This window comes from Pseudomaricurvus alcaniphilus (genome assembly GCF_011440395.1).
GTDB lineage: Bacteria > Pseudomonadota > Gammaproteobacteria > Pseudomonadales > Cellvibrionaceae > Pseudomaricurvus > Pseudomaricurvus alcaniphilus.
In genome coordinates this window covers 242,831-269,147 of sequence record NZ_JAAOIX010000007.1, presented here as the reverse complement: position 1 = coordinate 269,147, position 26,317 = coordinate 242,831, and the positions used below count along the sequence as shown (strand labels likewise).

25 protein-coding genes are annotated in these 26,317 nt (G+C 60.7%); 8 read left to right on the top strand and 17 right to left on the bottom strand.

Annotated features, from left to right (window positions below):
* Nucleotide 1: 1 nt before the first annotated feature.
* The 6 genes from G8764_RS14975 to argH form a co-directional block, all read right to left on the bottom strand.
* Nucleotides 2–679 carry a DUF484 family protein gene (locus tag G8764_RS14975; RefSeq protein WP_166165468.1) on the bottom strand — a complete coding sequence of 226 codons (678 nt, stop codon included), beginning with the start codon at nucleotides 677–679 and terminating at the stop codon, nucleotides 2–4.
* A gap of 30 nt (nucleotides 680–709) precedes the next feature.
* Nucleotides 710–1,543, bottom strand: a complete 834-nt coding sequence (gene dapF / locus G8764_RS14970; protein ID WP_166165467.1) for a diaminopimelate epimerase — start codon at nucleotides 1,541–1,543, stop codon at nucleotides 710–712.
* A gap of 6 nt (nucleotides 1,544–1,549) precedes the next feature.
* Nucleotides 1,550–2,803: a diaminopimelate decarboxylase gene (lysA, locus tag G8764_RS14965; RefSeq protein WP_166165466.1), complete on the bottom strand. Its 1,254-nt coding sequence runs from the start codon at nucleotides 2,801–2,803 to the stop codon at nucleotides 1,550–1,552.
* 58 nt (nucleotides 2,804–2,861) lie between these two features.
* Nucleotides 2,862–2,984, bottom strand: coding sequence for an LPS translocon maturation chaperone LptM (lptM, locus tag G8764_RS14960; RefSeq protein WP_166165465.1), 123 nt, complete (start codon nucleotides 2,982–2,984; stop codon nucleotides 2,862–2,864).
* A 154-nt stretch (nucleotides 2,985–3,138) separates the two neighbouring features.
* Nucleotides 3,139–5,991: a class I adenylate cyclase gene (locus G8764_RS14955; protein WP_166165464.1), complete on the bottom strand. Its 2,853-nt coding sequence runs from the start codon at nucleotides 5,989–5,991 to the stop codon at nucleotides 3,139–3,141.
* Between the two features lie 126 nt (nucleotides 5,992–6,117).
* Complete coding sequence (argH, locus tag G8764_RS14950; protein ID WP_166165463.1) at nucleotides 6,118–7,515, bottom strand: argininosuccinate lyase; 1,398 nt, start codon at nucleotides 7,513–7,515, stop codon at nucleotides 6,118–6,120.
* Between the two features lie 243 nt (nucleotides 7,516–7,758).
* On the opposite strand from argH, the gene G8764_RS14945 reads away from it, so the two are divergent.
* From G8764_RS14945 to G8764_RS14915, 7 genes are all read left to right on the top strand, one after another.
* Nucleotides 7,759–8,868, top strand: a complete 1,110-nt coding sequence (locus G8764_RS14945; RefSeq protein ID WP_341806401.1) for a sensor histidine kinase — start codon at nucleotides 7,759–7,761, stop codon at nucleotides 8,866–8,868.
* Nucleotides 8,856–9,620 (top strand): LytR/AlgR family response regulator transcription factor, encoded by a 765-nt coding sequence (locus G8764_RS14940; protein WP_481859749.1) that lies wholly within the window; start codon nucleotides 8,856–8,858, stop codon nucleotides 9,618–9,620. The genes G8764_RS14945 and G8764_RS14940 overlap by 13 nt, the downstream gene beginning before the upstream one ends.
* A gap of 161 nt (nucleotides 9,621–9,781) precedes the next feature.
* Nucleotides 9,782–10,723: a hydroxymethylbilane synthase gene (gene hemC / locus G8764_RS14935; protein ID WP_166165462.1), complete on the top strand. Its 942-nt coding sequence runs from the start codon at nucleotides 9,782–9,784 to the stop codon at nucleotides 10,721–10,723.
* Nucleotide 10,724: 1 nt separating this feature from the next.
* Complete coding sequence (locus G8764_RS14930) at nucleotides 10,725–11,531, top strand: uroporphyrinogen-III synthase (RefSeq protein WP_166165461.1); 807 nt, start codon at nucleotides 10,725–10,727, stop codon at nucleotides 11,529–11,531.
* A gap of 7 nt (nucleotides 11,532–11,538) precedes the next feature.
* Nucleotides 11,539–12,762 carry a uroporphyrinogen-III C-methyltransferase gene (locus G8764_RS14925; RefSeq protein WP_166165460.1) on the top strand — a complete coding sequence of 408 codons (1,224 nt, stop codon included), beginning with the start codon at nucleotides 11,539–11,541 and terminating at the stop codon, nucleotides 12,760–12,762.
* Entirely contained in the window at nucleotides 12,759–13,982 is a 1,224-nt protein-coding gene (locus tag G8764_RS14920; RefSeq protein ID WP_166165459.1) for a heme biosynthesis HemY N-terminal domain-containing protein, read from the top strand. The genes G8764_RS14925 and G8764_RS14920 overlap by 4 nt, the downstream gene beginning before the upstream one ends.
* 200 nt (nucleotides 13,983–14,182) lie before the next feature.
* Nucleotides 14,183–14,563 (top strand): diacylglycerol kinase, encoded by a 381-nt coding sequence (locus G8764_RS14915; protein ID WP_166165458.1) that lies wholly within the window; start codon nucleotides 14,183–14,185, stop codon nucleotides 14,561–14,563.
* 77 nt (nucleotides 14,564–14,640) lie between these two features.
* On the opposite strand, the gene ubiD is transcribed toward G8764_RS14915, so the two are convergent.
* The 11 genes from ubiD to G8764_RS14860 all read right to left on the bottom strand — a co-directional run bounded on the left by ubiD (nucleotide 14,641) and on the right by G8764_RS14860 (nucleotide 25,193).
* Nucleotides 14,641–16,146, bottom strand: coding sequence for a 4-hydroxy-3-polyprenylbenzoate decarboxylase (gene ubiD, locus G8764_RS14910; protein ID WP_207951900.1), 1,506 nt, complete (start codon nucleotides 16,144–16,146; stop codon nucleotides 14,641–14,643).
* A 33-nt stretch (nucleotides 16,147–16,179) separates the two neighbouring features.
* Nucleotides 16,180–17,439 carry a transcription termination factor Rho gene (gene rho / locus G8764_RS14905; RefSeq protein ID WP_166165457.1) on the bottom strand — a complete coding sequence of 420 codons (1,260 nt, stop codon included), beginning with the start codon at nucleotides 17,437–17,439 and terminating at the stop codon, nucleotides 16,180–16,182.
* 488 nt (nucleotides 17,440–17,927) lie between these two features.
* A complete protein-coding gene (gene trxA, locus G8764_RS14900; RefSeq protein ID WP_166165456.1) occupies nucleotides 17,928–18,254 on the bottom strand; it encodes a thioredoxin TrxA in 327 nt (108 codons plus the stop codon).
* 370 nt (nucleotides 18,255–18,624) lie between these two features.
* Nucleotides 18,625–19,779 (bottom strand): radical SAM family heme chaperone HemW, encoded by a 1,155-nt coding sequence (gene hemW / locus G8764_RS14895; RefSeq protein WP_166165455.1) that lies wholly within the window; start codon nucleotides 19,777–19,779, stop codon nucleotides 18,625–18,627.
* A gap of 9 nt (nucleotides 19,780–19,788) precedes the next feature.
* Nucleotides 19,789–20,430 carry an RdgB/HAM1 family non-canonical purine NTP pyrophosphatase gene (gene rdgB, locus G8764_RS14890; protein WP_166165454.1) on the bottom strand — a complete coding sequence of 214 codons (642 nt, stop codon included), beginning with the start codon at nucleotides 20,428–20,430 and terminating at the stop codon, nucleotides 19,789–19,791.
* Entirely contained in the window at nucleotides 20,420–20,875 is a 456-nt protein-coding gene (locus tag G8764_RS14885) for a DUF4426 domain-containing protein (protein WP_166165453.1), read from the bottom strand. The genes rdgB and G8764_RS14885 overlap by 11 nt, the downstream gene beginning before the upstream one ends.
* A 231-nt stretch (nucleotides 20,876–21,106) precedes the next feature.
* On the bottom strand, nucleotides 21,107–21,745 hold the full coding sequence (gene metW / locus G8764_RS14880; protein WP_166165452.1) for a methionine biosynthesis protein MetW: 639 nt from the start codon (nucleotides 21,743–21,745) through the stop codon (nucleotides 21,107–21,109).
* A 33-nt stretch (nucleotides 21,746–21,778) separates the two neighbouring features.
* Nucleotides 21,779–22,924 carry a homoserine O-succinyltransferase MetX gene (gene metX / locus G8764_RS14875; protein ID WP_166165451.1) on the bottom strand — a complete coding sequence of 382 codons (1,146 nt, stop codon included), beginning with the start codon at nucleotides 22,922–22,924 and terminating at the stop codon, nucleotides 21,779–21,781.
* 89 nt (nucleotides 22,925–23,013) lie between these two features.
* A complete protein-coding gene (locus tag G8764_RS14870) occupies nucleotides 23,014–23,610 on the bottom strand; it encodes a YggT family protein (protein WP_166165450.1) in 597 nt (198 codons plus the stop codon).
* Nucleotides 23,611–23,659: 49 nt separating this feature from the next.
* The gene (proC, locus tag G8764_RS14865) at nucleotides 23,660–24,481 is read right to left on the bottom strand and encodes a pyrroline-5-carboxylate reductase (protein ID WP_166165449.1); all 822 of its coding nucleotides are present in this window, start codon (nucleotides 24,479–24,481) and stop codon (nucleotides 23,660–23,662) included.
* Nucleotides 24,482–24,509: 28 nt separating this feature from the next.
* Nucleotides 24,510–25,193 carry a YggS family pyridoxal phosphate-dependent enzyme gene (locus G8764_RS14860; RefSeq protein ID WP_166165448.1) on the bottom strand — a complete coding sequence of 228 codons (684 nt, stop codon included), beginning with the start codon at nucleotides 25,191–25,193 and terminating at the stop codon, nucleotides 24,510–24,512.
* Nucleotides 25,194–25,277: 84 nt separating this feature from the next.
* Here G8764_RS14860 and G8764_RS14855 point away from each other — a divergent pair, with 84 nt between their 5' ends.
* A complete protein-coding gene (locus G8764_RS14855) occupies nucleotides 25,278–26,312 on the top strand; it encodes a type IV pilus twitching motility protein PilT (protein ID WP_166165447.1) in 1,035 nt (344 codons plus the stop codon).
* Nucleotides 26,313–26,317: the final 5 nt, after the last annotated feature.

Sequence of the window (26,317 nt, the reverse complement as noted above, 5' to 3'; positions counted from 1 at the left end):
GTCAGCTGCCGGACAGCTGCTGGGGAAGGATGCGGCTCAGCACCTCGCCGATATAACTGAGAAACAAGGTGCCCATGCTGGAGCGGTAGTACTGGGGGTCGCGGTTGCCGATTGCCAGCAGGCCAAAGGTGTTGCCGTGTATCAGCGGCACCAGCGCCACCGAGCCGACGTGCTCGCCGTGGGCCGGAAACAGGAATGTCACCTCGGTGGGCTCGAGTGCGCCGCAGACCGGCTTGTTGTTTTTCAGGATCTGGCCGATATGTTCCCGGGCCTGGTGCATGGAAACCACCCGTGCTGCCGAGGTGGGCAGACTGGCGGAGTCGCCGAACAATATCAGGCTGCTGAAGTGAATCTGGTAGTCGTGCTCAAAGCTGTGCAGCAGCGCATCGACCCGGTCCGCCAGGGTTTGGCCTTCCAGCAGCGCCAGTACCAGGCGCCGGGTCTTGTCGAACAAGCGATCGTTGTCGCGGGCATTGTCCAGCAGTTTGCTGAGCCGGTGGCGCATATCCATATTGCGCTCGCGCAATACCGCAACCTGACGTTCCACCAGGGAAATAGCACTGCCACTTTCATGAGGCAAACTTAGCTCGCCGAGCAGCTGCGGATGGTTGATGAAAAATTCCGGGTGCTGATTCAGGTACTCGACGACTTGCGCCTCTGTTACGGTAGTGTCTTTCATGTGCTCCGCGATCAGTTAATAAAGTAACGGTCAGAGATTGATCTGGCCGTGAAAAACCGTGACGGCCGGCCCGGCCATCAACACCGGTTGGCCGTCGCCCTGCCACTCCACAGTCAGGCTGCCGCCGGGCAGATTGACCTTTACTTTGGAGTCTAACAGCTTGCGCAAGCGCCCGGCTACCACAGCGGCGCAGGCGCCGGTACCGCAGGCGAGGGTTTCGCCGGCACCGCGCTCGTAGACCCGCAAATTTATTTCCTGGCGCGACAACACCTGCATAAAGCCGGCGTTGACCCGGGCGGGAAAGTCCGGGTGTGACTCTATCTGCGGCCCCAGCCTTTCTACCGCCGCGCTGGCGACGTCCTCCACAATGGTGACCGCGTGGGGGTTGCCCATGGAGACCGCGCTGATCTCCAGTTCGGTGGCGTCGGCCAATTGCAGCGGATAGGTGACTGCGCGCTCCGCTGCCCGGAAGGGTATCTGCTCGGGCTGCAGTTGCGGGCAGCCCATTTCCACCAGCACCTCGCCATTGTCCAGCAGTTTCAGGGTCATGATGCCGGCCTGGGTCTCCACCCGGATATTGCGCTTGCCGGTGAGTTTGCGCTCACTGACAAAGCGGGCAAAACAGCGGGCGCCATTGCCGCAGTTTTCCACTTCGCTGCCGTCGGCATTGAATATGCGATAGCGAAAGTCGACGCTGTGATCTTGCGGTACCTCGACGATCAGCACCTGGTCGCAGCCAACGCCAAAGCGGCGGTCGGAGAGGTAGCGCACTTTGTCGGCGGTCAGTTTGACGCGCTGGCTAATGGCATCTATGACCACAAAGTCATTGCCGAGGCCGTGCATTTTAGTGAATCGGACTTTCACGCTAACTTACTCCGCCGCGGGGAGTAGTGCTTCCCCGCGCAACAGGTCGTCGATGGATTCCCGTGCCCGCACCAGGTGTGCCTGCTCGCCGTCCACCATCACTTCGGCGGGACGCGGGCGGCTGTTGTAATTTGAGCTCATGGTGAAGCCGTAGGCGCCAGCCGACATCACTGCCAGCAGGTCACCACTGGCCAGGCAGAGCTGCCGGTCCTTGCCGAGAAAGTCGCCGGTTTCGCACACCGGGCCCACCAGGTCCCAGTTTTTACTGGCGCCCGCCCTCGCCTGCAGTGGCTGGATATCCTGCCAGGCCTGGTACAGGGCGGGGCGAATATTATCGTTCATGGCCGCGTCGATAATGGCAAAGTTGCGATGGGGTGTGGGCTTGAGGTACTCGACCCGGGTCAGGAGTACGCCGGCATTGGCGGCGATGGAGCGGCCCGGCTCAAAAATCAGTGCCAGCTGGCGCTGGCCCAGGCGCTGCTTGATGGCGGCCATGTATTCGGCCACTGGCGGCGGGGTTTCGTCGCGGTAGGTGACCCCCAGGCCGCCGCCCAGGTCCAGGTGCTCGATCTGGATACCCTGCGCCTGCAACTGGTCGACCAGCTGCAGCACCCGGTCGAGGGCATCGACAAAGGGTCGCAACTCGGTCAACTGGGAGCCGATATGGCAGTCGATGCCGGCCACCAGCAGGGAGGGTTGTTGCGCGGCGTAGGCGTAGACCCGGGCGGCTTCAGCGATATCGATGCCAAACTTGTTTTCTTTCAAACCGGTGGAGATATAGGGGTGGGTCTTGGCGTCGACGTCCGGGTTGACCCGCAGGGAGATGCGCGCCTGCAGCTTGAGCTCTGCCGCCACCTCGGCCAGCAGTTGCAGCTCGGCTTCCGACTCGACGTTAAAGCAGTGCACGCCCACGCTCAGGGCGCGGCGCATTTCGGCCGCGGTCTTGCCGACCCCGGAAAAGACGACGCGAGCCGGGTCACCGCCGGCGCGCAGGACTCGCTCCAGTTCACCGAGGGAGACAATGTCGAAACCAGCGCCGAGGCCCGCCAGCAGATTGAGTACCGCCAGGTTGGAATTGGCTTTAACCGCGTAACAGATCATGCCCGGGTGTTCTCCCAGGGCGTCGGCGTACTCCAGGTAGTGCTGGCTGAACGCCGCTTTGCTGTACACATACAGCGGCGTGCCGTACTCCCTGGCCAGTGTCGACAGTGGCAGGTTTTCGGCACAGAGCTGGCCGTTTTGTTCGGAAAAATAGTGCATGAATAACTCGGGTCAATAAATGGCGGGTAAACTCAGCGGAGCGGGCGGTAGGCTCGGCTCAGCCCTTCTGTTCCTGTGGTTGCTCGGCCGGTTGTGGCAGATACAGCGGGCCCTTCTGGCCGCAGGCAGCAACTCCCAGGGCCAGCAGCGAGGTAAACAGAACTAGGGCAATGAGTCGCATGGGGTCTCCGGTGCGGAATCTATGGATAATCAAGCCCGCAAGTATACCGGGGGATAGACCATGGGTGCCAGCGCCAGCCAGCGCGGGAGCGATTTTGTTGCGGAATTGCCTGCCAGCTCGGTAGTTGCCGGCTTTGCTGCGCCAGTTGCCGGACTTAGCCTTGCTGCATGGCGTGGTTGAGTTGGCGTTCGATGTCGGTCTTGAGGCGCAGGTAATGGGAGATTTGCAAGGGCTGGTTGCCAAACAGGCGCTGGCCGCAGTGGGACAGGTCGAGATCGGTAATGTAACAGGGGTAGATTTCGCCCGGTGCCCGTTGGCTGAGGATATGGCTGGCCACCTGGGAGAACAGCTCGGCGCCCAGCTCGGACTGGTGGAACTCCCTTTGATCGCAGTAGATAGTGTAGTGCAGCTGGTCGAAGGGATCGCTGTCCACAATCACCTGGATGTTAAAAAAATCCAGAGAGTCTACATCGTTGATGACATCCCGCCGTTCGTTAGTGTAGCCGGCGTCGGCGGGTCGTTGCTGCAGTCGGTAAAACTCCACCGGGTAGATGCCCAGTGGACCGTCGGTGGCGGCGGTCAGGTTTTCCCGTGCAATAACATTGCGGATAAACTGATGCAGGGGGCGCAGTAGCGAGGCTTCGCTGTAGTAATAGGCATCGGCGTAAAACAGCGAGCCCTTTTCATCCAGCACGTAGAGCTCCGCTCGCTGCCCCAGTGGCCGGTAGCCAATCTGGATTGCGCTGCTGGCAGGTAGCCGGGCAAATACCGCGAGCGGGTGTTGCGCCAGGGTGTACTGATCGAAGTGGATGGCGCTGAGTTGCGCCTGGGGCTCCCCGAGAAAGTCCAGCAATTGGGTGAGGTCGGCCAGTTGCTGCACCCGCAGCTGCCGGTCAATGAACTGCCAGCAACTGAAAGTGCCGCCATTGGCCAGCACAAAGCGCGCACTGGCGCTGCTGCCGGGGCGGTAAAAGCACTGTTGCAACTGATTGACCAGGCCCTGCAGGCGCCGCTGCAACTGGGTGGCCATACTGCCCTCGCGGCAAAACACCGTCAGCTTCAGGTCCTGACGCCGGCTGCCCGGCGGCATCTGGCGCAAATACTCCGCCAACACGGACTCCAGCCCGCGGCTGACATAGGAGTGCACATACACCTCGTTCCAGGAGTTGTGGACAATGATATGGGCATCATTCACCAGGCTCTGGCACTGGTTGCCGAAATTGAGTGGGTCCAGCTCCAGCTCGGCGCCGAGGGAGTCGAGCCGCGGCGGGTCGTACAAATTGACCACCAGCATGATGGAGGTGGCCACCGGTTTGTGGGCAAAGGCTGCGTGTGGTGCTGCGGCGAGTGGCAGTGCCAACCACTGGCGCAGGGCCTGGTAGAAGCCACCTAACGGGTAGGCGCCTGTCGCTGGGCTCTGCAGCCAGCTCTGGGTTTGGGGCGCCAGCACCTGGTTGCAGTAGGCCCAGACGATCAGCTCGAGGGCCGATACGCTGGACTTTAGTTGCACCGCATCGGCCTCCCTGCCGGGTGGCTGGTTCAGTAACTGCCACTGCCGGTGCTGGTTGCTGCCGCTCTGCTCCAGGGTCAGGTAGGCTTCACCCAGATCCGGGGCGATGTCCGGGTTGATCCACTCTATCTTGCCCGCCTTGCGCTCGAAAGCGGCGTAGAGCTTGCGCCCGAGCAGCGCGATTTCGTTCTCGATCCGGGGCAACCGGGTGTGGCTGCTGCGCACAAAGCCGGACAGGTTGCGATAACTGCGCAATAACTCTGTCACCAGTTGCTGGCGCTCGCCGGCGACCCGGGCGGTTTTCCACTGCCGGCGGCTGTCGAGTAACTGCAGTTGCTGGCGATCCCAGTGCCAGTTGTCCACCAGCTGTTGCAGCTGTTGCCGCTGCCAGGACAGCGGCGCCGCTGCGGGGCGACGCGACAGTGGCTGGTCGACTTTGAAATAGAGGCAGCGGCGCACCAGTTGCAACCGCTGATCGGCTTTTTGCGCCAGCATGTAACCTTCCACCGCTTCGTACACCAGCAGATAGGGGTCGAGCTGGTCGACGTCGTCGCAACCGTCCTCGACCCGCTGCTTGAACCGGGACGACAACAAGCCGGTGTCTGGATACTGCGCTGCGTAGACTTCCAGCAGCGCCAGCTTCAGCACCGATTTATAGGGCGAGTGGATGCCTTTGTAGAGCTGCCAGATGGCGGCGCTGATGTACTCGGCGGCGGGAATGCGGGGTATGCCGAAGTCGATCACCTCGGTGTTGCGGATAAAGCGCTTGTGCAGCAGCTCGCTGCTGTAGCGGTGGTAATTGGCCTCTTGCTGCGCCGGTACGAACCACCACAGGGGGTAGCGACCACCGAGGTGAATGGCACTGCGATAGAACTCGTCCAGCAGCAAACCGTGCTGGGCGCTGCCGCTGGATTCCGCCGACAGCGGGACACTGGCACCGCTGCGGAACTGGTCACAATCCATGGGGAAAAAGCACACTTCGAGGTTGCGCTGCAGGCACCAGTCGCTGATGCGCGCGCATTTTTTTTGCAGCTCCGCCAGCGCAACAGGGGCCAGGCCGGGGCTGTGGCAGACCCAGATATCCAGGTCGCTGCCGCGGCTCTGGCCGATGGTGCCGACGCTGCCCATTACGTACAGGGCTTGAATGTCCTGGCGACCGGTTTGCAAGGCTGAATAGGTAAAGCTGCGAGTCAGTTGCCGGGCTGCCCGCAGGATCACTTTGCCGGGTTTGTAGTGATGTAAACCGGCAGCGGTGGCCTGGCTGATATAACCGGGCAGTGCCGGGTGATTGACGTGCAGTAGCAGTGGCAACAGGTCGAGAATCAGGCGCTGGCGCGGCGCCAGGCTCTGGCGGGTGCGTTCCAGTCGCAGTTGATTGATGTGCAGGAAGCGGCGCCGTAATTCGCGCAGCTGTTGCGGCTCGATACCCAGGGCATTGCGGTCTTCGGCCACAGCAGTGGGCGGCGGCGGGAGCTCGGATTGGTCTGGGTTGGGCATCGAGGTGGCATCGGTTCGGGAGTGCGATACCCTTAAGTGTAGATAAACAATACCCGCTTGTCAGATCTGGCGCCCGCCCGCAGCCTGCCCCGCCAATGGGCGGAGCCGCTGCAGATCAACCGCCAGTTAACGGCTCTTCAAGCCCTCCAGCACCGCCCGGGCTGCAGCCCGCACCTGGGCCGGGGCGGTGCCGCCGATGTGGTCGCGGGCGGCGACGGAGCCCTCCAGGGTCAGGACCTCAAATACGTCGGCGTCGATCTGCTCGGAAAACTGCCGCAGTTCCGCCAGGGTCATGTCGGACAGGTCCCGCTCTTGCTGCAGGCCGAAGGCCACCGATTTGCCGACAATCTCGTGGGCATCGCGAAAGGCGACGCCCTTGCGCACCAGGTAGTCGGCCAGGTCAGTGGCGGTGGAGAAGCCGCGCCGGGCAGCTTCCAGCATGACCTCGCGCTTGGCCTGTAAGGCCGGGATCATATCGGCGAAGGCGCGCAGGCAGTCCTTGACGGTGTCGACACTGTCGAACAGCGGCTCCTTGTCTTCCTGGTTGTCCTTGTTGTAGGCCAGCGGCTGCGATTTCATCAGGGTCAGCAGGCTGATCAGGTGGCCGTTGACGCGGCCGGTCTTGCCGCGCACCAGTTCCGGCACGTCCGGGTTTTTCTTCTGCGGCATAATCGATGAACCGGTACAGAAGCGATCCGGCAGGTTGATAAAATTAAACTGCGCGGAGGTCCACAGTATCAGCTCCTCCGACATGCGCGACATATGGGTCAGCAACAGGCTGGCAAAGGCACAAAACTCGATGGCAAAATCCCGGTCGGAAACCGAATCCAGGCTGTTGCGGGTGGGCTGGTCAAAGTTGAGCAGCGACGCGGTCAGCTGGCGGTCGATGGGGTAGGTGGTGCCGGCCAGGGCGGCGGCACCCAACGGTGACTGGTTGAGGCGCTTGCGGCAGTCCTGCAGGCGGCCGTAATCGCGCTCCAGCATTTCGTTCCAGGCCAGCAAATGGTGACCGAAGGTCACTGGCTGGGCGGTTTGCAGATGGGTAAAACCCGGCATGATGGTGGCGGCTTCGTCGCCGGCCAGGGTGGCGAGGCCGCGCTGCAGGCGGGTCAGTTCGAGCCCGATAAGATCGATTTCCTCGCGCAGCCAGAGGCGGATATCGGTGGCGACCTGGTCGTTGCGCGAGCGCCCGGTGTGCAACTTCTTGCCGGTGATCCCGATTTTGTCGGTCAGTGCAGACTCGACGTTCATGTGCACATCTTCCAGCGCGATCGACCACTGCATGCTGCCATTTTCTATATCGGCGCGAACCGCTTGCAAGCCGTCGATGATGGTGTCGCGCTCGCTGTTGGAGAGCACCCCGGCACTGGCCAGCATGGTGGCGTGGGCAATGGAGCCTTCGATGTCGTGGCGGTAGAGGCGTTGATCGAACTGAATGGAAGCGGTAAAGCGCTGCACAAAGGCGTCGGTGGCTTCACTGAAGCGACCGCCCCATTGCTGATTGGTTTTCTCATCCTGGCTCATTGGATTATTTCCCGGTGGTTTACTGGACTATTGGCCTGCATGGTCAATGCTTAGGGAGTCTCTGGTCAATTCGAGGAAAATATACCAGGGTCTCGCTGTGGAGGGAGCCCATAAATACAGCATGACTGCATTCAGCAGGGACTCTCAGGACAGAGGTGCGACGGTTTGCCGCGTGCATCTATCGACCAAAGACTACTATTATAACCCCGATTGTCATTGTCTTTAACCTGGAAAAGCATCGGCGTGCAAAGGAAATCCGAAATTGCCCCTGTCGTGTCCGCGCCCCTGGCGCAGGCACCGTTACGGGCACCCTTTTTACCCGATATCTGCACCCTGCAGGCGGCCTTTCTGCTGGTCATGCTGGGGGAGCTACTGGCCCTGGCCCTGACCCTGGCCAGCTCCGGCCTGGCGCAGTTTAACTGGCAACAACTGGGCTTGCGCTCCTTCCTTATCCAGTGGATAGTCCTGCTCAGTGCGGCGCTGCTCTGTCCCCTGCGCCTGTGGCTGGCGCGGCTGCAAACCGGCTTTGCGGGCGGCTTGTGTTTTGCCCTGGTATTGGCCGTGACGGCCCTCTGCTCCAGCGTCGGCGGCTGGCTGCTGGCGCTCGAGTGGCGCGACATTCTCTACACCTTGGCAGCCAACTTGATGCTGGCGGCTATCTTCGGCGGCGTGGTGCTGCGCTACCTGTATGTACAGCAGCAGTGGAACAATCAGCAAAAGGCCGAATTACAGGCGCGCATCCGGGCGTTACAGGCCCGCATTCGGCCGCACTTCCTGTTCAACAGCATGAACAGTATTGCCAGCCTGATTGCCACTGACCCGGATACTGCCGAGCGCTTGCTGGAAGATCTCTGCAGCCTGTTTCGCGCCAGCCTGAAAGAGCCCGACCTGGTCAGTTTGGGCGACGAACTGGCTCTCTGTCGCCAGTATCTCGCCATCGAAGCGGTGCGGCTGGAGGGGCGGCTGCAGGTGGACTGGCAATTGAGTCCCGCGGTGCAGGCCGAGCTGGACCTGTTGCGTATACCGAGCCTGCTGCTGCAGCCACTGCTGGAAAACGCTATCCAGCACGGCATCGCACCCCGGGTTAGTGGTGGCACGGTGACTGTTAGTATTGAGCTGGAGCAGCGCTTGGCCAGCAGGCGGCTGTTGATGCGGGTGTGCAATCCCCTGCCGGAACGGCAACCAGCGGCGGAGAAAACGGAGGGAAATCAGATGGCGCTGCAGAATATCGAGCACCGCCTGCAGGCCTGGTACGGCAGCGACGCGCACTTGCACACCGCTGTGGAAGCCGGGCACTTCGCGGTAACCCTGGCCTGTCCAGCGCCTGAGGAGGCAAGCCCATGGATGTCGTAGCTAAGGATATCGCAGTTATGGATATCGTAGTCGTAGATGATGAGTCGCTGGCGCGGCAGCGCCTGCTGCGGATGCTGGCGGATGAACCCGGCTACCGGGTGGTGGCGGAGGCGGCAAATACCGAGCAGGCGCTGGCGGCAGTGCTGCGGGAAGACCCGGATATCGTGCTGCTGGATATTCATATGCCCGGGGAAAGTGGCTTGCAGGCCGCGCGCCAGTTGGCGGCCATGGAGGACGCGCCGGCGGTTATTTTCTGTACCGCCTATGACCAGCACGCACTGGATGCCTTCGGTGTCAATGCGGTGGACTACCTGCTGAAGCCGGTGCGCAAGCCGCAACTGCTGGCGGCGCTGGCGAAAGCCCGCAGTCCGAACAAGGCCCAGCGCCAGGCGTTGCATGGCCAGCCACTGCCCGCCGCGGGCCGCGAGCACATCAGTGCGCGCAGTCGCGGCGGTGTGGAATTGATCCCGCTGCAGCAGATCTATTACTTTGCCGCGGACCAGAAGTATGTGACGGTGTTCCACGCCCAGGGCGAAACCCTGATCGACGAGAGCCTGAAGGAACTGGAGACCGAATTTGGCCAGCGTTTTGTGCGCATTCACCGCAATGCGCTGGTACCGGTGAAGCGCATCGAGGCCATGGAGAAAGGCAGCGGCGGTCAATACTACCTGCGCCTCGCCGGTACGGATTTGCAGCCCCAGGTCAGTCGTCGTCACGTCAGCCGGCTGCGGGAATTGCTCAACCGACTCTGAGGTACAGGCCGGCAAAACTGCTGCAATCCAGGGCAGATGTTCCCGCGAGGCTCTGGTATTATCCGCTTGGCGTCGATTATCGTCTCGCGCCGGCACCACTGTAAGCAGCGTTGCCCAAACGCAAGCACCGTAACCCACCAGGCTGATTCCCGAGTGTAACCATGAGCAAAACCCTGCGCATCGCGACCCGAAAAAGTGCCCTCGCCCTCTGGCAGGCGGAATATGTACGGTCCGAACTGCAGCGCCACCACCCCGGGTTACAGGTAGAACTGGTGCCCATGGTCAGTCGAGGCGATAAAATTCTCGATGTGCCACTGGCGAAAGTGGGCGGCAAGGGCCTGTTCGTCAAGGAGCTGGAGCACGCCCTGCTCAACGACACCGCTGATATTGCCGTGCACTCCATGAAAGATGTGCCGATGGAATTTCCCGAGGGGCTGGGGCTGAGTGTGATCTGTCCGCGGGAGGACCCCCGGGACGCCCTGGTCAGCAATCGCTTTGCCAGTCTGGCCGAGTTGCCGGCGGGCAGTGTGGTGGGCACATCCAGTTTGCGGCGGCAGTGCCAGTTGCTGGCGAAGCGGCCGGATTTAACCATTCGGTTTCTGCGCGGCAACGTCAATACCCGTTTGCAAAAGCTCGATGACGGCGAATACGATGCCATTATTCTCGCCTGTGCCGGCTTGCTGCGCCTGGGTATGGCGGCTCGCATTCGCGAGCGCATCGCCCCGGAGTTCTGCTTGCCCGCCGGTGGCCAGGGCGCAGTCGGCATCGAAACCCGCGTCGACGACACCTCTACCCGGCAGCTGCTGACACCGCTGCACTGCCCGACCACCGCCCCGCAAGTGCTGGCCGAGCGGGCTATGAACCGGCGCCTGGAAGGTGGCTGCCAGGTGCCCATCGGTTGTTTTGCGGTGCTCGAGAGCGATGGCCAGTTGTGGTTGCGCGGCCTGGTCGGCAGCCCGGACGGTGCGCAGATGCTGGAAGATGAGGTGCGCGGGCCCCAGGTAGAGGCGGAAAGGTTGGGCGTCGCGCTGGCGGAAAAACTGCTGCGCGCCGGTGCGGCGGAGATACTGGCGCAGGTTTACCGCAACACGGACGCCCATTGACGTGACGTCTGCCCTCGCCGGCTTGCGCCTGCTGGTAACCCGCCCCGCGCAACAGGCCGGCAAATGGCAGCGCCTGCTGGAGGCCGAGGGTGCCACCACCGTGGCCATTGCGCTGCTGGAAATAGTCCCGTTCGAGCAGCCGGGCAGCGCCGCAGTGGAAGCCATCAAGGCGCGGATTTTACAGCTGGATGTCTACCAGCACGGTATTTTCGTCAGTCAAAATGCGGCCCAATACGGCAGTGACTGGATCGATCAATACTGGCCGCAGCTGCCCCTCGGTTTGCAATTTTATGCAGTGGGCTCTGCTACTGCTGCGCTCTTGCAAAACCGGGGATTGAATGTTGTCGCTGCGGGCGGCAGTATGAACTCGGAAGAATTGCTGCGTTTGCCGGCACTGCAGGCGTTACAGCAGCAACGGGTATTGATCTTTCGCGGTGCCGGAGGTCGCCCCTTGCTGGCCGATAGCCTGGCACAGCGGGGTGCCCGGGTGGATTACTGTGAGCTCTACCAGCGCCGCTTGCCGGCCGCCGCCGGCGCGGCATTGCGGCGCCTGGACTGGGGTGCGGGGGACGACATCACCACGGTGCACAGCGGCGAAACCCTGCACAATCTGTGGCAGCTGCTCAGCGCCGCCGGCAATGAAACTGGACAGGACCCCGGCAGATGGTTACAACTGCCGCTGCTGGTGCCCGGCGAGAGGGTGGCAAAGCAGGCGCGGGAACTGGGTTTCAGGAATGTAATAATGGCTGTCAATGCCTCTGACGCAAGTATGTTGCAGGCATTGCTGGATTGGCAAAACACCAGGTAAGGAATCTATGACAACAGACACTAAGGCAGCAGACGCAAACAAGGCCGGTGCCCAACCGGCCTCCACGCCAGCAGCGACCAATGCATCTGCCGCGGCTGCCAAACCCGGCGCGGGCGGCAAATCCGCAGCCAAAGCCAGTGAGCCCCCGCGCAAGGGCGGCAAACTGGCCGCCCTCCTGTTTATCCTCGTTGTGCTGTTGCTGATTGGCGGCGGGGTGTTGGGTTTTTACGGCTGGCAATGGCAGCAGCAGCAACTGGCGGTGCAAAATGAGTTGCGTCAGGAGCTGAAGCAGTTGAGTGCCTTGCAGAGCCTGAAAGGCCAGGTCGAGCGCCTGGCGGCGCGGGAGACAGTCGACCCCCGGCAGTGGCACGAGGGGCTCGACACCCTGGCAGCGCTGCAAGCCCAGGTTGCCCGCCAGGGCAACCGGATACAGAATATGTCCACCACCAGCCGCAGTGACTGGCAGTTGGCGGAAGCCGAGTACCTGTTGCGTCTCGCCGGCCAGCGCCTGTTGATGGAGCGCAGCGGCAGCGGCGCGCTGGCACTGCTGCAGAGCGCCGATAACATCTTGCTGCAGCTCGACGACCTGGAGTTGTTTGAGGTGCGCGGGCAATTGGCGCGAGATATGACGGCCTTGAAACTGGCGCCGCAGGTTGATCGCAGCGGGCTCTATCTGCGGTTATCGGCATTGGCTGAGCAGGTGACGGCACTGCCGGTTGCCAGGCAGCCGCTGCCGCCCGAAAAGCCGTCACCGATAGCGGCCGTCGAACCAATAACGGCCAGTGCCAGCACTGGCTTGTGGCAGAAGTTGCGCCACAACTTCAATGCCGCCATGCAGAAGCTGGGGGACCAGGTCAAGGTTCGCCACCACGATCAGCCACTGCCGCCGCTGCTACCGCCGGACGCCGAACAGTATCTGCGCCAGAACGTACGCCTGAACCTGGAGCAGGCGCAACTTGCCCTGCTGCGCCAGGAAACTGTGGTTTACAGCGCCAGCCTGGAGCGGGCTGAAAACCTGTTGCGGCAATTTTTCCCGCTGCAGCCCGAGGCCAACAGCATTGCCGCCGAGCTCGCCCGCCTGGCGGGGGAGAATATTGAGGCAAAGCTGCCCGATATTAGCGGCTCGTTGCAGGCTCTGCGGGCCTTTACCGACCGCCTGCACAAGCTGGAGCCGGACGCCGGCGAGCCGCAGATCGAGGCCGCCGTGAGCGGTGAGGCGGGCCCGCTATGATCATGATCTTCATTCTGTTCGTCCTGTTTGTGTTTGGCGGCGCCTGGCTGTATCAGCTGGCAGCCACCAAGCCCGGCTATCTGTTGCTGGTTATAGGTGACACCTCGATTGAAATGAGCATCTGGTTTGCCCTGGCCGTATTGCTGCTGGCAACTCTGCTGGGGCTACTGGTTTGGCGCCTGCTGCACGGCGGCGTGCGCGGTGTAGGCACGCAAATGAGCAGGCTCTTTGTCGGTTCGGAAGAGCGTGCCCAGCGGCAAATGTCGCGGGGCTTTATTCACTTCTTCGAAGGCAACTGGCGCCAGGCGTTGCACCTGTTGAAACGCTCCGCGACGCGATCGCCGACGCCGCTGCTGAATTACCTGGGGGCGGCCCGCAGTGCTTACGAATTGGGCGAGATCCAACAGGCCAATGATTTGCTGGCCCGGGCCGAGGAGGAAACGCCGGCCGCCGCACTTTCCGTGATTCTGTCCCAGGCCAAGATGCAATTCGTGGCGAAAAAATACGAACAGTGCGCAGCTACCCTTGAGCGCGGTCGCAAACTGGCGCCCAAAAACCCGGTGGTGCTGGATTTGTTGAGCCAGGTGTATATGCGCCTGCAGGATTGGCAGAGCCTGGCGAAAATCCTGCCCACCCTGGAGCAGCACTCGCTGTTGGCGGCGAGCGAGGTGGAAACGATTTCCGCGACGGTTTATCGCCAATTGATGCTGCAAGCGGGGCAGTCGAAATCCCTCGAAAGCATTAATCAGGCCTGGAAAAACACGCCGAAACAGTGGCAGCACAATGCTGATTTGTTACTGATCTATGTGGATTTGCTGGACGCCGCCGGAGAGGCCAACGCCGCCGAGGTGCTGTTGCGCAAAACCCTGAAAAAATACTGGGACAACCGCCTGGTGTTGCGCTACGGCACGCTGCAGACCAGCGATGCCATGCGTCAGTTATTGAAAGCCGAGGGCTGGCTGCAAGAGCGCCCCGGCAATGCCGATTTGCTCCTGACCCTGGGGCGCCTGTGCCTGCGCAATCACCTGTGGGGTAAGGCTCGGGACTACTTTGCCAGCAGTTTGAAAATCAAGGCCGGGCCCGCTGCCTACGCCGAGATGGCGCGCTTGTTAGCGCACCTGGGCGAGCATGAAAAAAGTACCGAGTTCTACCAGAAGGGCTTGTTGCTGGCCGCCGAACAACTGCCAGATCTGCCTATGCCGGAGCGCAAAACAGCCTGATCCCGGGCAGCCGCTGCTGTGCAGCGCCGATTGAGTGCGAGTCAGCCGGCGCTTGCCTTTGGTGGTTGGCAAACCGGTTTCTGGCCAGGTAAGTGCGATTGGCTTGCTACCCTGACTCGATCTCGCCCTGTTCTCGCGACTGTCACAGCAAGTTCATATTGACAGGTTACAACGGGCACTTTGCCAAGGGGGGAACCTGGATGGACGCGACAGAATTGAAAGGGAAAAAAGGCTTAACCCGGGTGGTCAATGCGTTTGGCTATTCCATGAACGGTTTTATGATCGCCTGGAAAAACGAGGCGGCATTTCGCCAGGAGATCGTGCTGGCGGTGCTGCTGTTGCCAGTGGTGGCGTGGCTGGATGTGAGCACTCTGGAGCGCATTGCCCTGATCGGGGTGCTGGCGCTGGTGTTGATCGTGGAGTTGATTAACACCGCCATCGAAAACGCCATTGATCGCATTGGCCCGGAGCGTCACCAGCTCAGTGGGCACGCCAAGGACCTGGGCTCGGCCGCGGTATTTGTAGCACTGGCGTTGACGCTGTATGTCTGGGGAGTGATTGTCTTTGATGCCCTGACCTGAGTCGAACTGGCCGCGGCTATCCCTGGGCTCGAGGCCTGAGTTTGAGGTCTGAGTTTGAGGTCTGGGCCGGGTTCGGCTCAGGTGCGGTTGTTTTCCCGATCCTGGCCATCCGGGGCCAGCCCCAGCGACGCCCAGATCTCATCCACGCGCTGCTTGACCGCGGCATCCATAACGATGGGTTCACCCCACTCCCTGTCGGTTTCGCCGGGCCATTTGTTGGTGGCGTCCATACCCATCTTGGAACCCAGCCCGCTCACTGGGGAGGCAAAGTCCAAATAATCGATGGGGGTGTTTTCAACCAGGGTGATATCCCGGGCCGGATCCATGCGGGTGGTAATCGCCCAGATGACATCCTTCCAGTCGCGGGCATTGACGTCGTCATCGGTCACTATTACAAACTTGGTGTACATAAACTGGCGCAAAAACGACCATACCCCCATCATCACCCGCTTGGCGTGTCCGGGGTACTGCTTTTTCATGGTCACCACCGCCATGCGGTAGGAACACCCTTCCGGTGGCAAGTAAAAGTCGCTGATCTCCGGAAACTGCTTTTGCAGGATCGGTACAAACACTTCGTTGAGGGCGACACCCAGCACCGCCGGTTCGTCCGGCGGCCGGCCGGTGTAGGTGCTGTGGTAGATGGGGTCTTTGCGATGGGTGATGGTTTCCACGGTAAACACCGGGAAGCGATCCACCTCGTTGTAGTAACCGGTGTGATCGCCGAAGGGGCCCTCGTCGGCCATGTCGTCGGGATAAATATAGCCTTCCAGCACAAACTCGGCGGAAGCCGGCACCTGCAAGTCGTTGCTTTGGCTCTTGACGACCTCGGTTTTGTTGCCGCGCAGCAGGCCGGCAAAAGCGTATTCGCTGAGGCTGTCCGGCACCGGTGTCACCGCGCCGAGAATGGTGGCCGGGTCGGCCCCCAGGGCGACGGAGACGGGATAGGGCTGGCCCGGGTTTTGTTGCTGCCAGTCGCGAAAATCAAGAGCCCCGCCGCGGTGTGACAACCAGCGCATGATCAGCCGGTTTTTACCGATTACCTGCATGCGGTAGATGCCGAGGTTCTGGCGCTCCTTGTTGGGGCCGCGGGTAATCACCAGTGGCCAGGTGACCAGCGGGCCGGCGTCGCCGGGCCAGCAGGTCTGGATGGGCAGTTGGTAGAGATCGATGGCGTCGCGCTCGATGCGGGCGTATTGACAGGCGGCCCGACCCACATCCTTGGGCCCCATGTTGAGCACTTGCTTGAAAATGGGCAGCTTGTTCCAGGCGTCGCGCAGCCCTTTGGGTGGCTCCGGCTCCTTCAGGAAAGCCAGCAATTGCCCCACTTCACGCAGGGCGCCGACCGACTCCTGCCCCATGCCCAGGGCCACTCGCTGCGGTGTACCGAACAGGTTGGCGAGCACCGGGATACTGTGGCCGATAGGGTTTTCAAACAGCAGCGCCGGCCCACCCGCTTTCAGGGTGCGGTCACAAATTTCGGTCATTTCCAGCCTCGGGTCCACCGGAACCGAGATGCGCACCAGTTCCCCGCGACTTTCCAACAGGGCGATAAAGTCGCGCAGGTCGTTGTATTTTATGGCCATGGGGTCCGGTCAGTTGTTGCAGGGCCGCAGAATTTATTTGCGCTTCATGGACTGGAAGAACTCATCGTTGGACTTGTAGTCCTTGAGCTTGTCCACCAGGAATTCGGTGGCGTTGACGTCTTCCATATCGTGCAGCAATTTGCGCAGGATCCAGACTCGCTGCAGTTCTTCTTCGCGCATCAACAGGTCTTCGCGGCGAGTGCCGGAGCGACGAATGTTGATGGCCGGGTAAACCCGCTTCTCGGCAATCTTGCGGTCGAGGTGCAGTTCCTGGTTGCCGGTGCCCTTGAATTCTTCGTAGATAACTTCGTCCATTTTGGAGCCGGTTTCCACCAGCGCGGTAGCGACGATAGACAGGCTGCCGCCCTCCTCGATGTTGCGCGCGGCGCCGAAGAAACGCTTGGGGCGCTCCAGTGCGTGGGCGTCGACACCACCGGTCAGGACCTTGCCTGAAGACGGCACAATGGTGTTGTAAGCACGGGCCAGGCGGGTGATGGAGTCGAGCAGGATGATGACATCCTTTTTGTGTTCCACCAGGCGCTTGGCCTTTTCGATCACCATTTCGGCGACCTGCACATGGCGAGCCGGTGGTTCATCGAAGGTCGAGGCAACCACTTCGCCGCGCACCGAGCGCTGCATTTCGGTCACTTCTTCCGGTCGTTCATCGATCAGCAACACAATCAGGTGGCATTCCGGATTGTTGCGAGTGATGGCCTGGGCGATGTTCTGCATCATGATGGTCTTACCGGCCTTGGGCGGAGCTACAATCAGGCCGCGCTGACCCTTGCCGATCGGCGCTATCAGGTCGATGATGCGCCCGGTGAGATCCTCGGTTGAGCCGTTGCCCGATTCCAGCACCAGGCGGTCGTTGGGGAACAGTGGGGTCAGGTTTTCAAACAGAATCTTGTTTTTGGAGCTTTCCGGTTTGTCGAAGTTAATCTGGTTAACCTTCAACATGGCGAAATAGCGCTCGCCGTCTTTGGGCGGTCGAATCTTGCCTTCAATGGTGTCGCCGGTTCTCAGGTTAAAGCGGCGAATCTGGCTCGGTGAGACGTAGATATCGTCCGGTCCGGCCAGGTAGGAACTGTCGGCGGAGCGCAGAAAACCAAAGCCGTCCTGGAGAATCTCCAGCACCCCGTCGCCGTAAATATCTTCACCACTTTTGGCGTGTCGCTTGAGGATATTGAAAATAATGTCTTGCTTGCGCGAGCGGGCGAGGCTTTCCATGCCCATTTCTTTGGCGATGGCAAGCAGTTCTTCGATGGGCTTTGTTTTGAGATCGGTTAAATTCATAAGAGTGTTTTAAGAAGGTGGTTGGGTCGAATAGACGGTTAAAGGCGTGGCTACGCGCAGCGAGTCACGATTGTTTGAGTTCCTTGGGGGGTGGCGATTGCACCCAAAGTCTACGAGCCTGAACTGCTAACGCAGAGGCTGATAGTGCCGGTCAACTGTCAGTGAAGCGGTGCTAAAGCGTTTGTGAGCGACGTGCCAGTTGATGCGAAAATAGAGCCAGAAAACTTTGGGGGTTGTTAGCCGGTCAAATGCTGCTTGTTATTAACGGTGCAGGGAATTTGATCTAAAAACTAAAAAGATGACGGGAGTATAGCGATAAAAAGCCGGCTGTGCAAAGCAAAACCCAGGGAATTTGTTTTAATGTGCACGACAGCAACCGCCAGCACAGCGCAGCGGGCAACCAACTTGGCCTGGGCCGCACTGGATTGCCTGCAGCGGTGTCATATGCAAGCTGCGGGGCCGTTGCTGAGCGCAGCGGCCGGATTCGTCTAAAGGCTGGCGTTGATGAAATCGGTCAGCTGGGTTTTCGACAGGGCGCCAACTTTGGTGGCGTCGGCACTGCCGTTTTTAAATATGATCAGGGTGGGTATACCGCGAATACCGTGCTTGCCGGGGGTCGACTGGTTGGCATCGACATCCATTTTGCAGATTTTGATCTTGCCTTTGTAGTCGTCGGCCAGCTCGTCCAGGATAGGGGCGATCATTTTGCAGGGGCCGCACCACTCTGCCCAAAAATCCACTAACACAGGCCCTTCAGCGTTGAGGACTTCCGCCTCGAAGCTGGCATCGGTTACATGCACGATGCTTTTGCTCATAATGATTCTCCCGAAATGACATTCTTTGGCAGGTAGCGTTGATGCTGTTTGCCGCGATTAAGGCTGCGATGATAATCAGTGCGGCCCGTTCGCACAAGCGCTATGCATGGATGTTCCCAATTCCACCTGTGAATCTGCTTGCTGGCGGCGATAGTAGAGATATTTAGCCCATGGGTATAGCTTCTCTCACGGCCTGGCTGCGGGGGCTTGGGTTCAAGACGCGCCGAGATTCCGTCCCTGGAGGCTCCGCGACAGCATCCCTGCTGTCGAGGGTCTTGAACCCAAGCCCCCGCAGCCAGACCTGCCCTGGTGCCAGCTGCAAGAGTATTGGTTCTAGTGGTAAGTAGGCAGGCGTTTTGGTGACCGGCGGTCAGCCTGGCATAAACTCCGCCAGCACTTCATTCAGGAAGCGCATGCCCGTGGGGCTGGTCTGGATGCGTTCGGGCGCCGCCACCAGTAAGCCCCGTTGCCGCAACGACTGCAGGGCGCCGGCGATGCGGGTGGCCGGCAGGCCGGTTCGGGCCGGGAACAGGTTGGCGTCCACCCCCTGCAGCAGGCGCAGGGCATTCATCATAAATTCCAGGGTCAAATCGGCTTCGTCGACTGGACCCTGTTGCGCTATAAATGGACGCTTCTGATCCAGGTAGTGAGCGGGCATGCGGGTTTTCTGCTGGCGCAGCACATGCCCCGGTTGGCCCGCGGGCAGCAGGGTGATTTTAGCGTGGGCGCCGGCGCCGATGCCGAGGTAATCGCCAAACTGCCAGTAGTTGAGGTTGTGGCGGGAGCGCTGGCGGGGCCGGGCGTAGGCGGATACCTCGTACTGCTGGAAACCGGCGGCGGCCAGTAACTGTTCGCCGCACTGCTGTATATCGGCCAGCGCGTCATCCACCGGCAGTGGCGGCGGACGACTGTAAAATTCGGTGTTCGGTTCAATGGTGAGCTGGTACCAGGAGAGGTGGGTCGGCTCCAGTTCGATGGCGGTTTGCAAGTCGCGACTGGCGTCGGCCGGGGATTGCCCGGGCAGGCCGTGCATCAGGTCCAGGTTGATATTGTGAAAGCCGGCCCGGCGCGCCATGGCCACCGCCGCCAGCGCTTCGGCGCGCCCGTGGATGCGGCCCAGCTGTTGCAGGTGGAGGTCGGAAAAGCTCTGGATACCAATCGACAGGCGGTTGACCCCGGCGCTGCGAAAGCCGCTGAATTTTTCCTGCTCGAAGGTGCCGGGGTTGGCTTCCAGGGTAATTTCGATATCGGGCTGGAAGCCGATGCGGGCTTCGGCCTGCGCGAGTACACGGCCAATCGCCGCGGGGCTGAACAGGCTGGGCGTGCCGCCACCGATAAAAATACTGCTCAGGCGGCGGCCTTGCACCCCCTCCAGGCCCTCTGCCAGGTCCCGTTCCAGGGCCCCGACGTAGTCGTCTTCGGGCAGTTCGGTACCGGCCTGATGGGAGTTAAAGTCGCAGTAGGGGCACTTGCGCACGCACCAGGGAATATGAATGTAGAGCGCCAGCGGCGGGAGTTCCAGCATCGTCGGGGCTTAAGCCGTTGCGACCGGTGGGTAGTAAGTTTGCAGCTGCTGGATTAGTGCCTGCAGAGCCCGGCCGCGATGGCTGAGGGAGTTTTTCTGTTCGGCGCTTAATTGCGCGGCGCTGCAATCCGTTTCCGGCACGTAGAAAATCGGGTCGTAACCGAACCCCCCCTCGCCCTCTGGCTGGTGCAGGATGCGGCCCTCCCAGGTGCCCTGGCAAATAATGGGGGTCGGATCCTCGTGGTGACGCATAAACACCAGTACACAGCGGTAGCGAGCGCGGCGATCCATCTGGGTCAGGCCGGTGAGGCGATTGAGCAGTTTGGTGTTGTTGGCGCTGTCCTGGTCTCCCTCGGCCTCCTCGGCGTAACGGGCTGAATAGATTCCGGGCTGACCGTGCAAGGCGTCCACCTCCAGGCCGGAGTCATCGGCAATGGCAGGCAGGCCGCTGCAGCGGCAGGCGTGCCTGGCCTTGAGAATGGCGTTCTCGACAAAGCTCAGGCCAGTTTCTGCGACACTGTCAATGGCAAGCTCGGACTGGGGAAGTACCTCCAGCCCCATGGCCGCCAGCAGACTCTGCATTTCGCGCACCTTGCCGGCGTTGTTGCTGGCCAGCACCACCTGCTGATGGGGGTTTACATTAATCGACATAGAGTTTCTTGCTGAATTTCACGGGAAAGGTCTTGCCATCGACGCTGACGTTGATGGTGAAGTGCAGAACTTCCTCGTTCTGAAAGCGCATATCGGCCAGATAGTAGATTGCGTTTTGCTCCCGTATTTCGACAAATTTGAGGTCTTTGCCCTGCTGCATCAAATTGGCGTAGCCGCCGCTGACGATGGCCGCCATGCCGTTGCTGGCGCCGTCTTTGGGATTTTTGATGACCGCGACGTTGACCAGGGCGTGATCCTTGCCTCGGGTGAGATTGTAGGCGCTGGCAATATCCGGCTTGATAAAGCTGCTGTTGAAGACCGAATGCATGACCCGGTATTCGCCAAAATCGGTATAGATTTTCTCGTTGCCGTGGGCGCTGCTGCCGAGCAGGAAAAACACCAGTGTGAAGAGCAGGAACTGGCTGGCTTTATGGGTATTATTCATGTTCAGCTTCCTTATTGAATGGAGGTGTATAGAGGCGATGTCCCGACTCCTTGATGCTGGTAAAGTGCTGCGGCCACCCTGCGCGCAGTTGTATGTTTACATTTAAACATGTTGCACAAGAACAGGTGTTGCAAGCCTGCCCTGTGCAGAAATGCATTTTCCAGCTGGCGTTACGCAGCGGCACAGCGGTAAAAAGCTCCTGCTACTTAGTATCGATTTCAGGGGCAAAGTTCAGCCCTCCCGTTTCGGCCCGTTGTCGCCGCGGCTCGCCTGCCAGGCCTGCTTGCGCAGGTGATAGATGGCGGTTTCGCCGAACAAATTTGGCCGCACATCTTTCAGCAGGCGGCTGACGGGGCGCTCAGCTACCACCTGGCGGTGAACGATATCGATATTCAGCTGGTGGCACAACACCTCGAAATCCCGAAAGGTGCAAAAGTGGATGTTGGGAGTGTCGTACCATTGGTAGGGAAGCAGGTCCGATACCGGCATGCGGCCCTTGGCACACAAGTGCCAGCGGGCTTTCCAGTGGCCGAAATTGGGAAAGGTGACAATGCACTCCTCGCCCACGCGCAGCATGTCCTCCAGCACCTGGTGTGGCGCGTGCATGGTCTGCAGCGCGTGGGTCATAACCACGGTATCAAAGCTCTTGTCGGCAAAATTGTCCAGTCCCTGGTTGAGGTTCTGGTCGATCACATTGAGCCCCTTGCTGATACAGGTGGTGATCTGCTTCGGGTCAATTTCCAGGCCGTAGCCGCTGACCTGCTTGTTGCTGCACAGGTTGTGCAGCAGGGTGCCATCGCCACACCCCAGGTCCAGCACCCGGCTGCCGGGTTTGATCCAGGCCTGAATTACATCCAGGTCAATACGCATGCTCGTTTCCTTCTGCTCGACGGCGTCCACGGGCTAGTCGGTGCTCACGGTTTTCATATATTCGGTGAACAGGTTGTAGTATTCCGGTATGGGTATCAGGAAGGCGTCGTGACCGTATTCCGACTCAATCTCGGCGTAGGATACCGATTTGCCGGCGCCCACCAGGGCGTTGACGATCTCCCGTGAACGGTCCGGCGCAAAGCGCCAGTCGGTGGTGAACGAAATCACCAGGAAGCGGCAGTTGGCGCCGCTGAAAGCCTGCACCGGGTCGTCGCTGTACTCCCGGGCGAGGTCGAAATAATCCAGTGCCCGGGTCATAAGGATATAGGTGTTGGCATCAAAGCTGCTGGAAAACACATCGCCCTGGTAGCGCAAATAGCTCTCTACCTGGAACTCGACCGGCTCCGCGCTGCCCTGCTGAAAGGTGCCGGAGCGTATATCCCGGCCGAATTTCTGGCCCATGCCATCATCGGACAGGTAGGTAATATGGCCGATCATGCGGGCCACGGAAAGACCGCTCTTGGGGTAGGTATCGAAGGCCAGGTAGTCGCCGTCGTGAAAGTCCGGGTCCGACATGATGGCCTGGCGAGCGGTCTGGTTAAAGGCGATATTCTGGGCTGACAATTTCATCGCCGAGGCGATTACCAGACAGTGGCGCACGCGGTCGGGGTATTCCAGCGCCCAGCGCATGGCCTGCATGCCGCCGAGACTGCCGCCGATAATGGCAGCCCACTGTTCGATCCCCAGCCGGTCCGCCAGTCGCGCCTGGGAGTGGACCCAGTCGCGCACCCGCAGAATGGGGAAGTCCTTGCCCCAGGGGCGGCCGCTGGCGGGATTGATGGAGCGCGGCCCGGTGGAACCGTGGCAGCCACCCAGGTTGTTGAGGGAGACCACAAAGAAGCGGTTGGTATCGATGGGCTTGCCGGGGCCGATATAGGCATCCCACCAGCCCGGCTTGGCGTCTTCCTCGCTGTTATATCCCGCCGCGTGGTGATGGCCGGAGAGAGCGTGGCAGATCAGCACGGCGTTGGAGCACTGGCGGTTGAGCTCGCCGTAGGTCTCCACCACCAGGTCGTAACTGTTGAGGCTGCGGCCGCAGGCCAGCAGCAGCGGATCGTCAAAGTGGAAGGTTTGGGGTTGAACCAGACCGACCGAGTCACGAGCATGGATGTTTGCCATAAGTGCCTGTTGCGAAACCGGGTTTTATTGTTGGGGTGGGCAGTCTAAAGTCGTCGCTGGACCGCTTCAAGGGTTAACGCGCCAGCCACCTAGATTCCCATCACCAGGCTGCGCACCGCGGGGCTCATGCCGGCGGCCCCGGCCAGGTGCTTGATCAGCACCTGCACCACGTTCAGCGCCAGGAAGGCAAAAATCGGGGAGATATCGATACCCCCCATATCCGGCATCAGCTTGCGAAACGGCGCCATCACCGGTTCCACCAGCTGGCGGGTCAGGAGCAGGGCCGGATTGTTGCTGTGGGGGGCGATCCAGCTGCTAATCACCACCACCAGCAGGCCCCAGAAAAATATGGTGGTGGTCATGGACAGCAGCCCGATCAGCGACCAGACGACAACCGAGAGCGGGTTGATAAAGGCGTAGCCAATGATCATGGCGCTGACTTCAATCACCACAAATTGCAGCGCCAGGGCCAGCACCAGCGAGGCGATGTCGATGCCGAATACCCCCGGAATCATGCGCCGCAGGGGAATCAGCAGCGGGTTGGTGGCCTTCACCGCAAACTGGGAAATAGGGTTGTAGAAATCGGCCCGAGCCAGCTGCAACAAGAAGCGCAGCACGATGATAAAGAGGTACAGCGAGCCTACGGTTTGAATAAGTAAGGTGCCGATTTCCTGCATTGGCCCCATTGGGATCTCCTGCTCATTGGTGGTTGGTGGTGGCGCTTGGGGCAGTTGTTCAGTTGCCCAGTTCGGTGGCCATTTCTCGGGAGCGATCGGCACAGGCTTGCATCGCCCGGGCTACCGTGGCGCGCAGTTGATCCTGTTCGAACGACTGCAGCGCCCGCTCGGTGGTACCGTTGGGTGAGGTGACGCGGCGCCGCAATTCGGCCACATCAACATCGCTCTTGCAAGCCAGTTGTGCCGCCCCGAGGGCGGTCTGCAGGGTCAGCTGGGTGGCGGTATCCCGGCTCAACCCCTGGGCGACGCCGGCTTCGATCATGGCTTCCATCAGCAGAAAATAGTAGGCCGGACCGCTGCCTGAGACGGCAGTTACGGCGTCTATCATGGTTTCGGACTCGAGCCACTGGACAATACCCACGGCGCCCAGGATTTCAGTGGCCAGTTGCTTTTGGCTGGCGCTGGTGTTGGCATTGGCGAACAGGCCGCTGGCCCCGGTTTGCACCAGTGCCGGGGTGTTGGGCATGCAGCGCACAATCGCCAGTGGTTGGCCGAGCCAGCGCTCGATACTGGTGCTGTCGATGCCGGCGGCGATGGAAATCACCAGCGCCCGGGGGCTGAGCTGGGGGCCGAGATCGGTACACACCTGTTTCAGCACCTGGGGTTTGACGGCCAGCAGCACCACTTCGGCGCCGCTGGCGGCGGCGCCATTGTCCTGGCTAACCTCAATACCGTATTGGGCAGCCAATTTATCCAGGCTGGGCTGGTAGGGGTCAGTGGCGTTGATCAATTGAGCCGGGTAGCCCTTGTCGACCAGGCCGCCAATAATGCTGCTGGCCATATTGCCGGCACCAATAAATGTTAATCTTGCTTTACTCACGGCGTGTTCCTGATTTGCAGTTAGTTGGTCAATCGCGACGGCCGAAAATATCGGTACCGATTCTGACCATGGTGGAGCCCGCAGCAACGGCGGCCTCCAGGTCGGCGGACATACCCATCGAGAGAGTGTCCAGCGCCGGGTGACTGGCGCGCAGCCGGAGCAAGGCGGTTGCCAGCGGCTCCAAGGCCTCGCGCTGGTGCTCGAAGTCGGTGCGCGGCGCGGGTATCGCCATCAAGCCTCGGGTGCGAATATTGGGCAGCTCGGCGACGCTGTCAAGTAATTCGGGTAATTCGGCCAGGCTGACGCCGGCTTTACTGGCTTCACTGTCCAGGTTGACCTGCAGGCAAATATTCAAAGGCGGTAAGCTGGCGGGTCGCTGCGCGCTCAGGCGACGGGCAATTTTCTCCCGGTCGACACTGTGGACCCAGGCAAAATGCTCGGCTACCGGGCGAGTTTTGTTGGCTTGCAGCGGGCCGATAAAGTGCCATTCAATGTCCAGGTCGGCCAGCTGCTGCTGTTTGTCGAGGGCTTCCTGCAGGTAGTTCTCCCCAAAGCGGTGCTGCCCGGCGGCGTAGGCCGCGCGAATATCTGCCGGCGGCCGGGTCTTGCTGACGGCCAATAATTGCACGCTATCGACACTGCGCCCGCAGCTGGCAGCGGCGCTGTCGATTCGATTTCGCACTTGCATTAGATGGATGGCGATCTTGTGCATATACTTGATACTGTAACAGCGCCCGGCGCTGGTGGATTGACCCCACTCCCTAACCCCTGCTCAACAGCTTTTTAAGGTAGATCTATGGATATAACGGAACTCCTGGCATTCAGCGCCAAACAGGGCGCCTCGGATTTGCACCTGTCGGCCGGCCTGCCACCGATGATTCGGGTGGATGGCGATGTGCGCCGCATCAACCTGCCCGCCATGGAGCACAAACAGGTGCATAGTCTGATCTACGAGATTATGAATGACAAGCAGCGCAAGGATTACGAGGAGTTCCTGGAGACAGATTTCTCTTTCGAAGTACCGGGCGTGGCCCGCTTCCGGGTCAACGCGTTCAATCACAACCGCGGTTCCGGAGCGGTGTTTCGAACCATTCCCTCCAAGGTGCTGACCATGGAAGAGCTGGGTATGGGGCAGGTGTTTCGCGACATCTGCGCGGTGCCGCGGGGCCTGGTGCTGGTCACCGGTCCCACCGGCAGCGGTAAATCCACGACCCTGGCGGCGATGATGGATTACCTCAACGACCACAAATACGAGCACATCCTCACCATCGAAGACCCCATTGAATTCGTGCACGAATCGAAAAAATGCCTGGTCAACCAGCGCGAAGTGCACCGCGATACCCACGGTTTCTCCGAGGCCTTGCGCTCCGCCCTGCGGGAAGATCCGGATATTATCCTGGTGGGCGAGATGCGCGATCTGGAAACCATTCGCCTGGCCCTGACGGCGGCAGAAACCGGCCACCTGGTGTTCGGCACCCTGCACACCACCTCGGCTGCCAAGACCATCGACCGGATCGTGGACGTGTTTCCCGCCAACGAAAAGTCCATGGTGCGCTCCATGTTGTCGGAATCGCTGCAGGCGGTGATCTCCCAGACCCTGTTGAAGAAGAGCGGCGGCGGCCGGGTTGCCGCCCACGAGATCATGCGCGGCACTTCGGCTATCCGTAACCTGATTCGGGAGGACAAGGTGGCACAGATGTACTCGGCCATTCAAACCGGCGCCTCTCTCGGTATGCAGACCATGGACCAGTGCCTGGCGGACCTGGTGGCGCGGCGCATAATCAACCGCGATGTGGCGCGGGAGAAAGCCAAAATGCCAGACAACTTTTAGTACCA

Bases quoted from the DNA above. Each gene is read 5' to 3' on its own strand.
- G8764_RS14975 (WP_166165468.1), bottom strand. From the start codon at position 679: ATGAAAGACACTACCGTAACAGAGGCGCAAGTCGTCGAGTACCTGAAT.
- lysA (WP_166165466.1), bottom strand. From the start codon at position 2,803: ATGCACTATTTTTCCGAACAAAACGGCCAGCTCTGTGCCGAAAACCTG.
- lptM (WP_166165465.1), bottom strand. From the start codon at position 2,984: ATGCGACTCATTGCCCTAGTTCTGTTTACCTCGCTGCTGGCCCTGGGA.
- G8764_RS14955 (WP_166165464.1), bottom strand. From the start codon at position 5,991: ATGCCCAACCCAGACCAATCCGAGCTCCCGCCGCCGCCCACTGCTGTG.
- argH (WP_166165463.1), bottom strand. From the start codon at position 7,515: ATGAGCCAGGATGAGAAAACCAATCAGCAATGGGGCGGTCGCTTCAGT.
- G8764_RS14940 (WP_481859749.1), top strand. From the start codon at position 8,856: ATGGATGTCGTAGCTAAGGATATCGCAGTTATGGATATCGTAGTCGTA.
- hemC (WP_166165462.1), top strand. From the start codon at position 9,782: ATGAGCAAAACCCTGCGCATCGCGACCCGAAAAAGTGCCCTCGCCCTC.
- G8764_RS14925 (WP_166165460.1), top strand. From the start codon at position 11,539: ATGACAACAGACACTAAGGCAGCAGACGCAAACAAGGCCGGTGCCCAA.
- G8764_RS14920 (WP_166165459.1), top strand. From the start codon at position 12,759: ATGATCATGATCTTCATTCTGTTCGTCCTGTTTGTGTTTGGCGGCGCC.
- G8764_RS14915 (WP_166165458.1), top strand. From the start codon at position 14,183: ATGGACGCGACAGAATTGAAAGGGAAAAAAGGCTTAACCCGGGTGGTC.
- ubiD (WP_207951900.1), bottom strand. From the start codon at position 16,146: ATGGCCATAAAATACAACGACCTGCGCGACTTTATCGCCCTGTTGGAA.
- rho (WP_166165457.1), bottom strand. From the start codon at position 17,439: ATGAATTTAACCGATCTCAAAACAAAGCCCATCGAAGAACTGCTTGCC.
- trxA (WP_166165456.1), bottom strand. From the start codon at position 18,254: ATGAGCAAAAGCATCGTGCATGTAACCGATGCCAGCTTCGAGGCGGAA.
- hemW (WP_166165455.1), bottom strand. From the start codon at position 19,779: ATGCTGGAACTCCCGCCGCTGGCGCTCTACATTCATATTCCCTGGTGC.
- rdgB (WP_166165454.1), bottom strand. From the start codon at position 20,430: ATGTCGATTAATGTAAACCCCCATCAGCAGGTGGTGCTGGCCAGCAAC.
- G8764_RS14885 (WP_166165453.1), bottom strand. From the start codon at position 20,875: ATGAATAATACCCATAAAGCCAGCCAGTTCCTGCTCTTCACACTGGTG.
- metW (WP_166165452.1), bottom strand. From the start codon at position 21,745: ATGCGTATTGACCTGGATGTAATTCAGGCCTGGATCAAACCCGGCAGC.
- metX (WP_166165451.1), bottom strand. From the start codon at position 22,924: ATGGCAAACATCCATGCTCGTGACTCGGTCGGTCTGGTTCAACCCCAA.
- G8764_RS14870 (WP_166165450.1), bottom strand. From the start codon at position 23,610: ATGGGGCCAATGCAGGAAATCGGCACCTTACTTATTCAAACCGTAGGC.
- G8764_RS14860 (WP_166165448.1), bottom strand. From the start codon at position 25,193: ATGCACAAGATCGCCATCCATCTAATGCAAGTGCGAAATCGAATCGAC.
- G8764_RS14855 (WP_166165447.1), top strand. From the start codon at position 25,278: ATGGATATAACGGAACTCCTGGCATTCAGCGCCAAACAGGGCGCCTCG.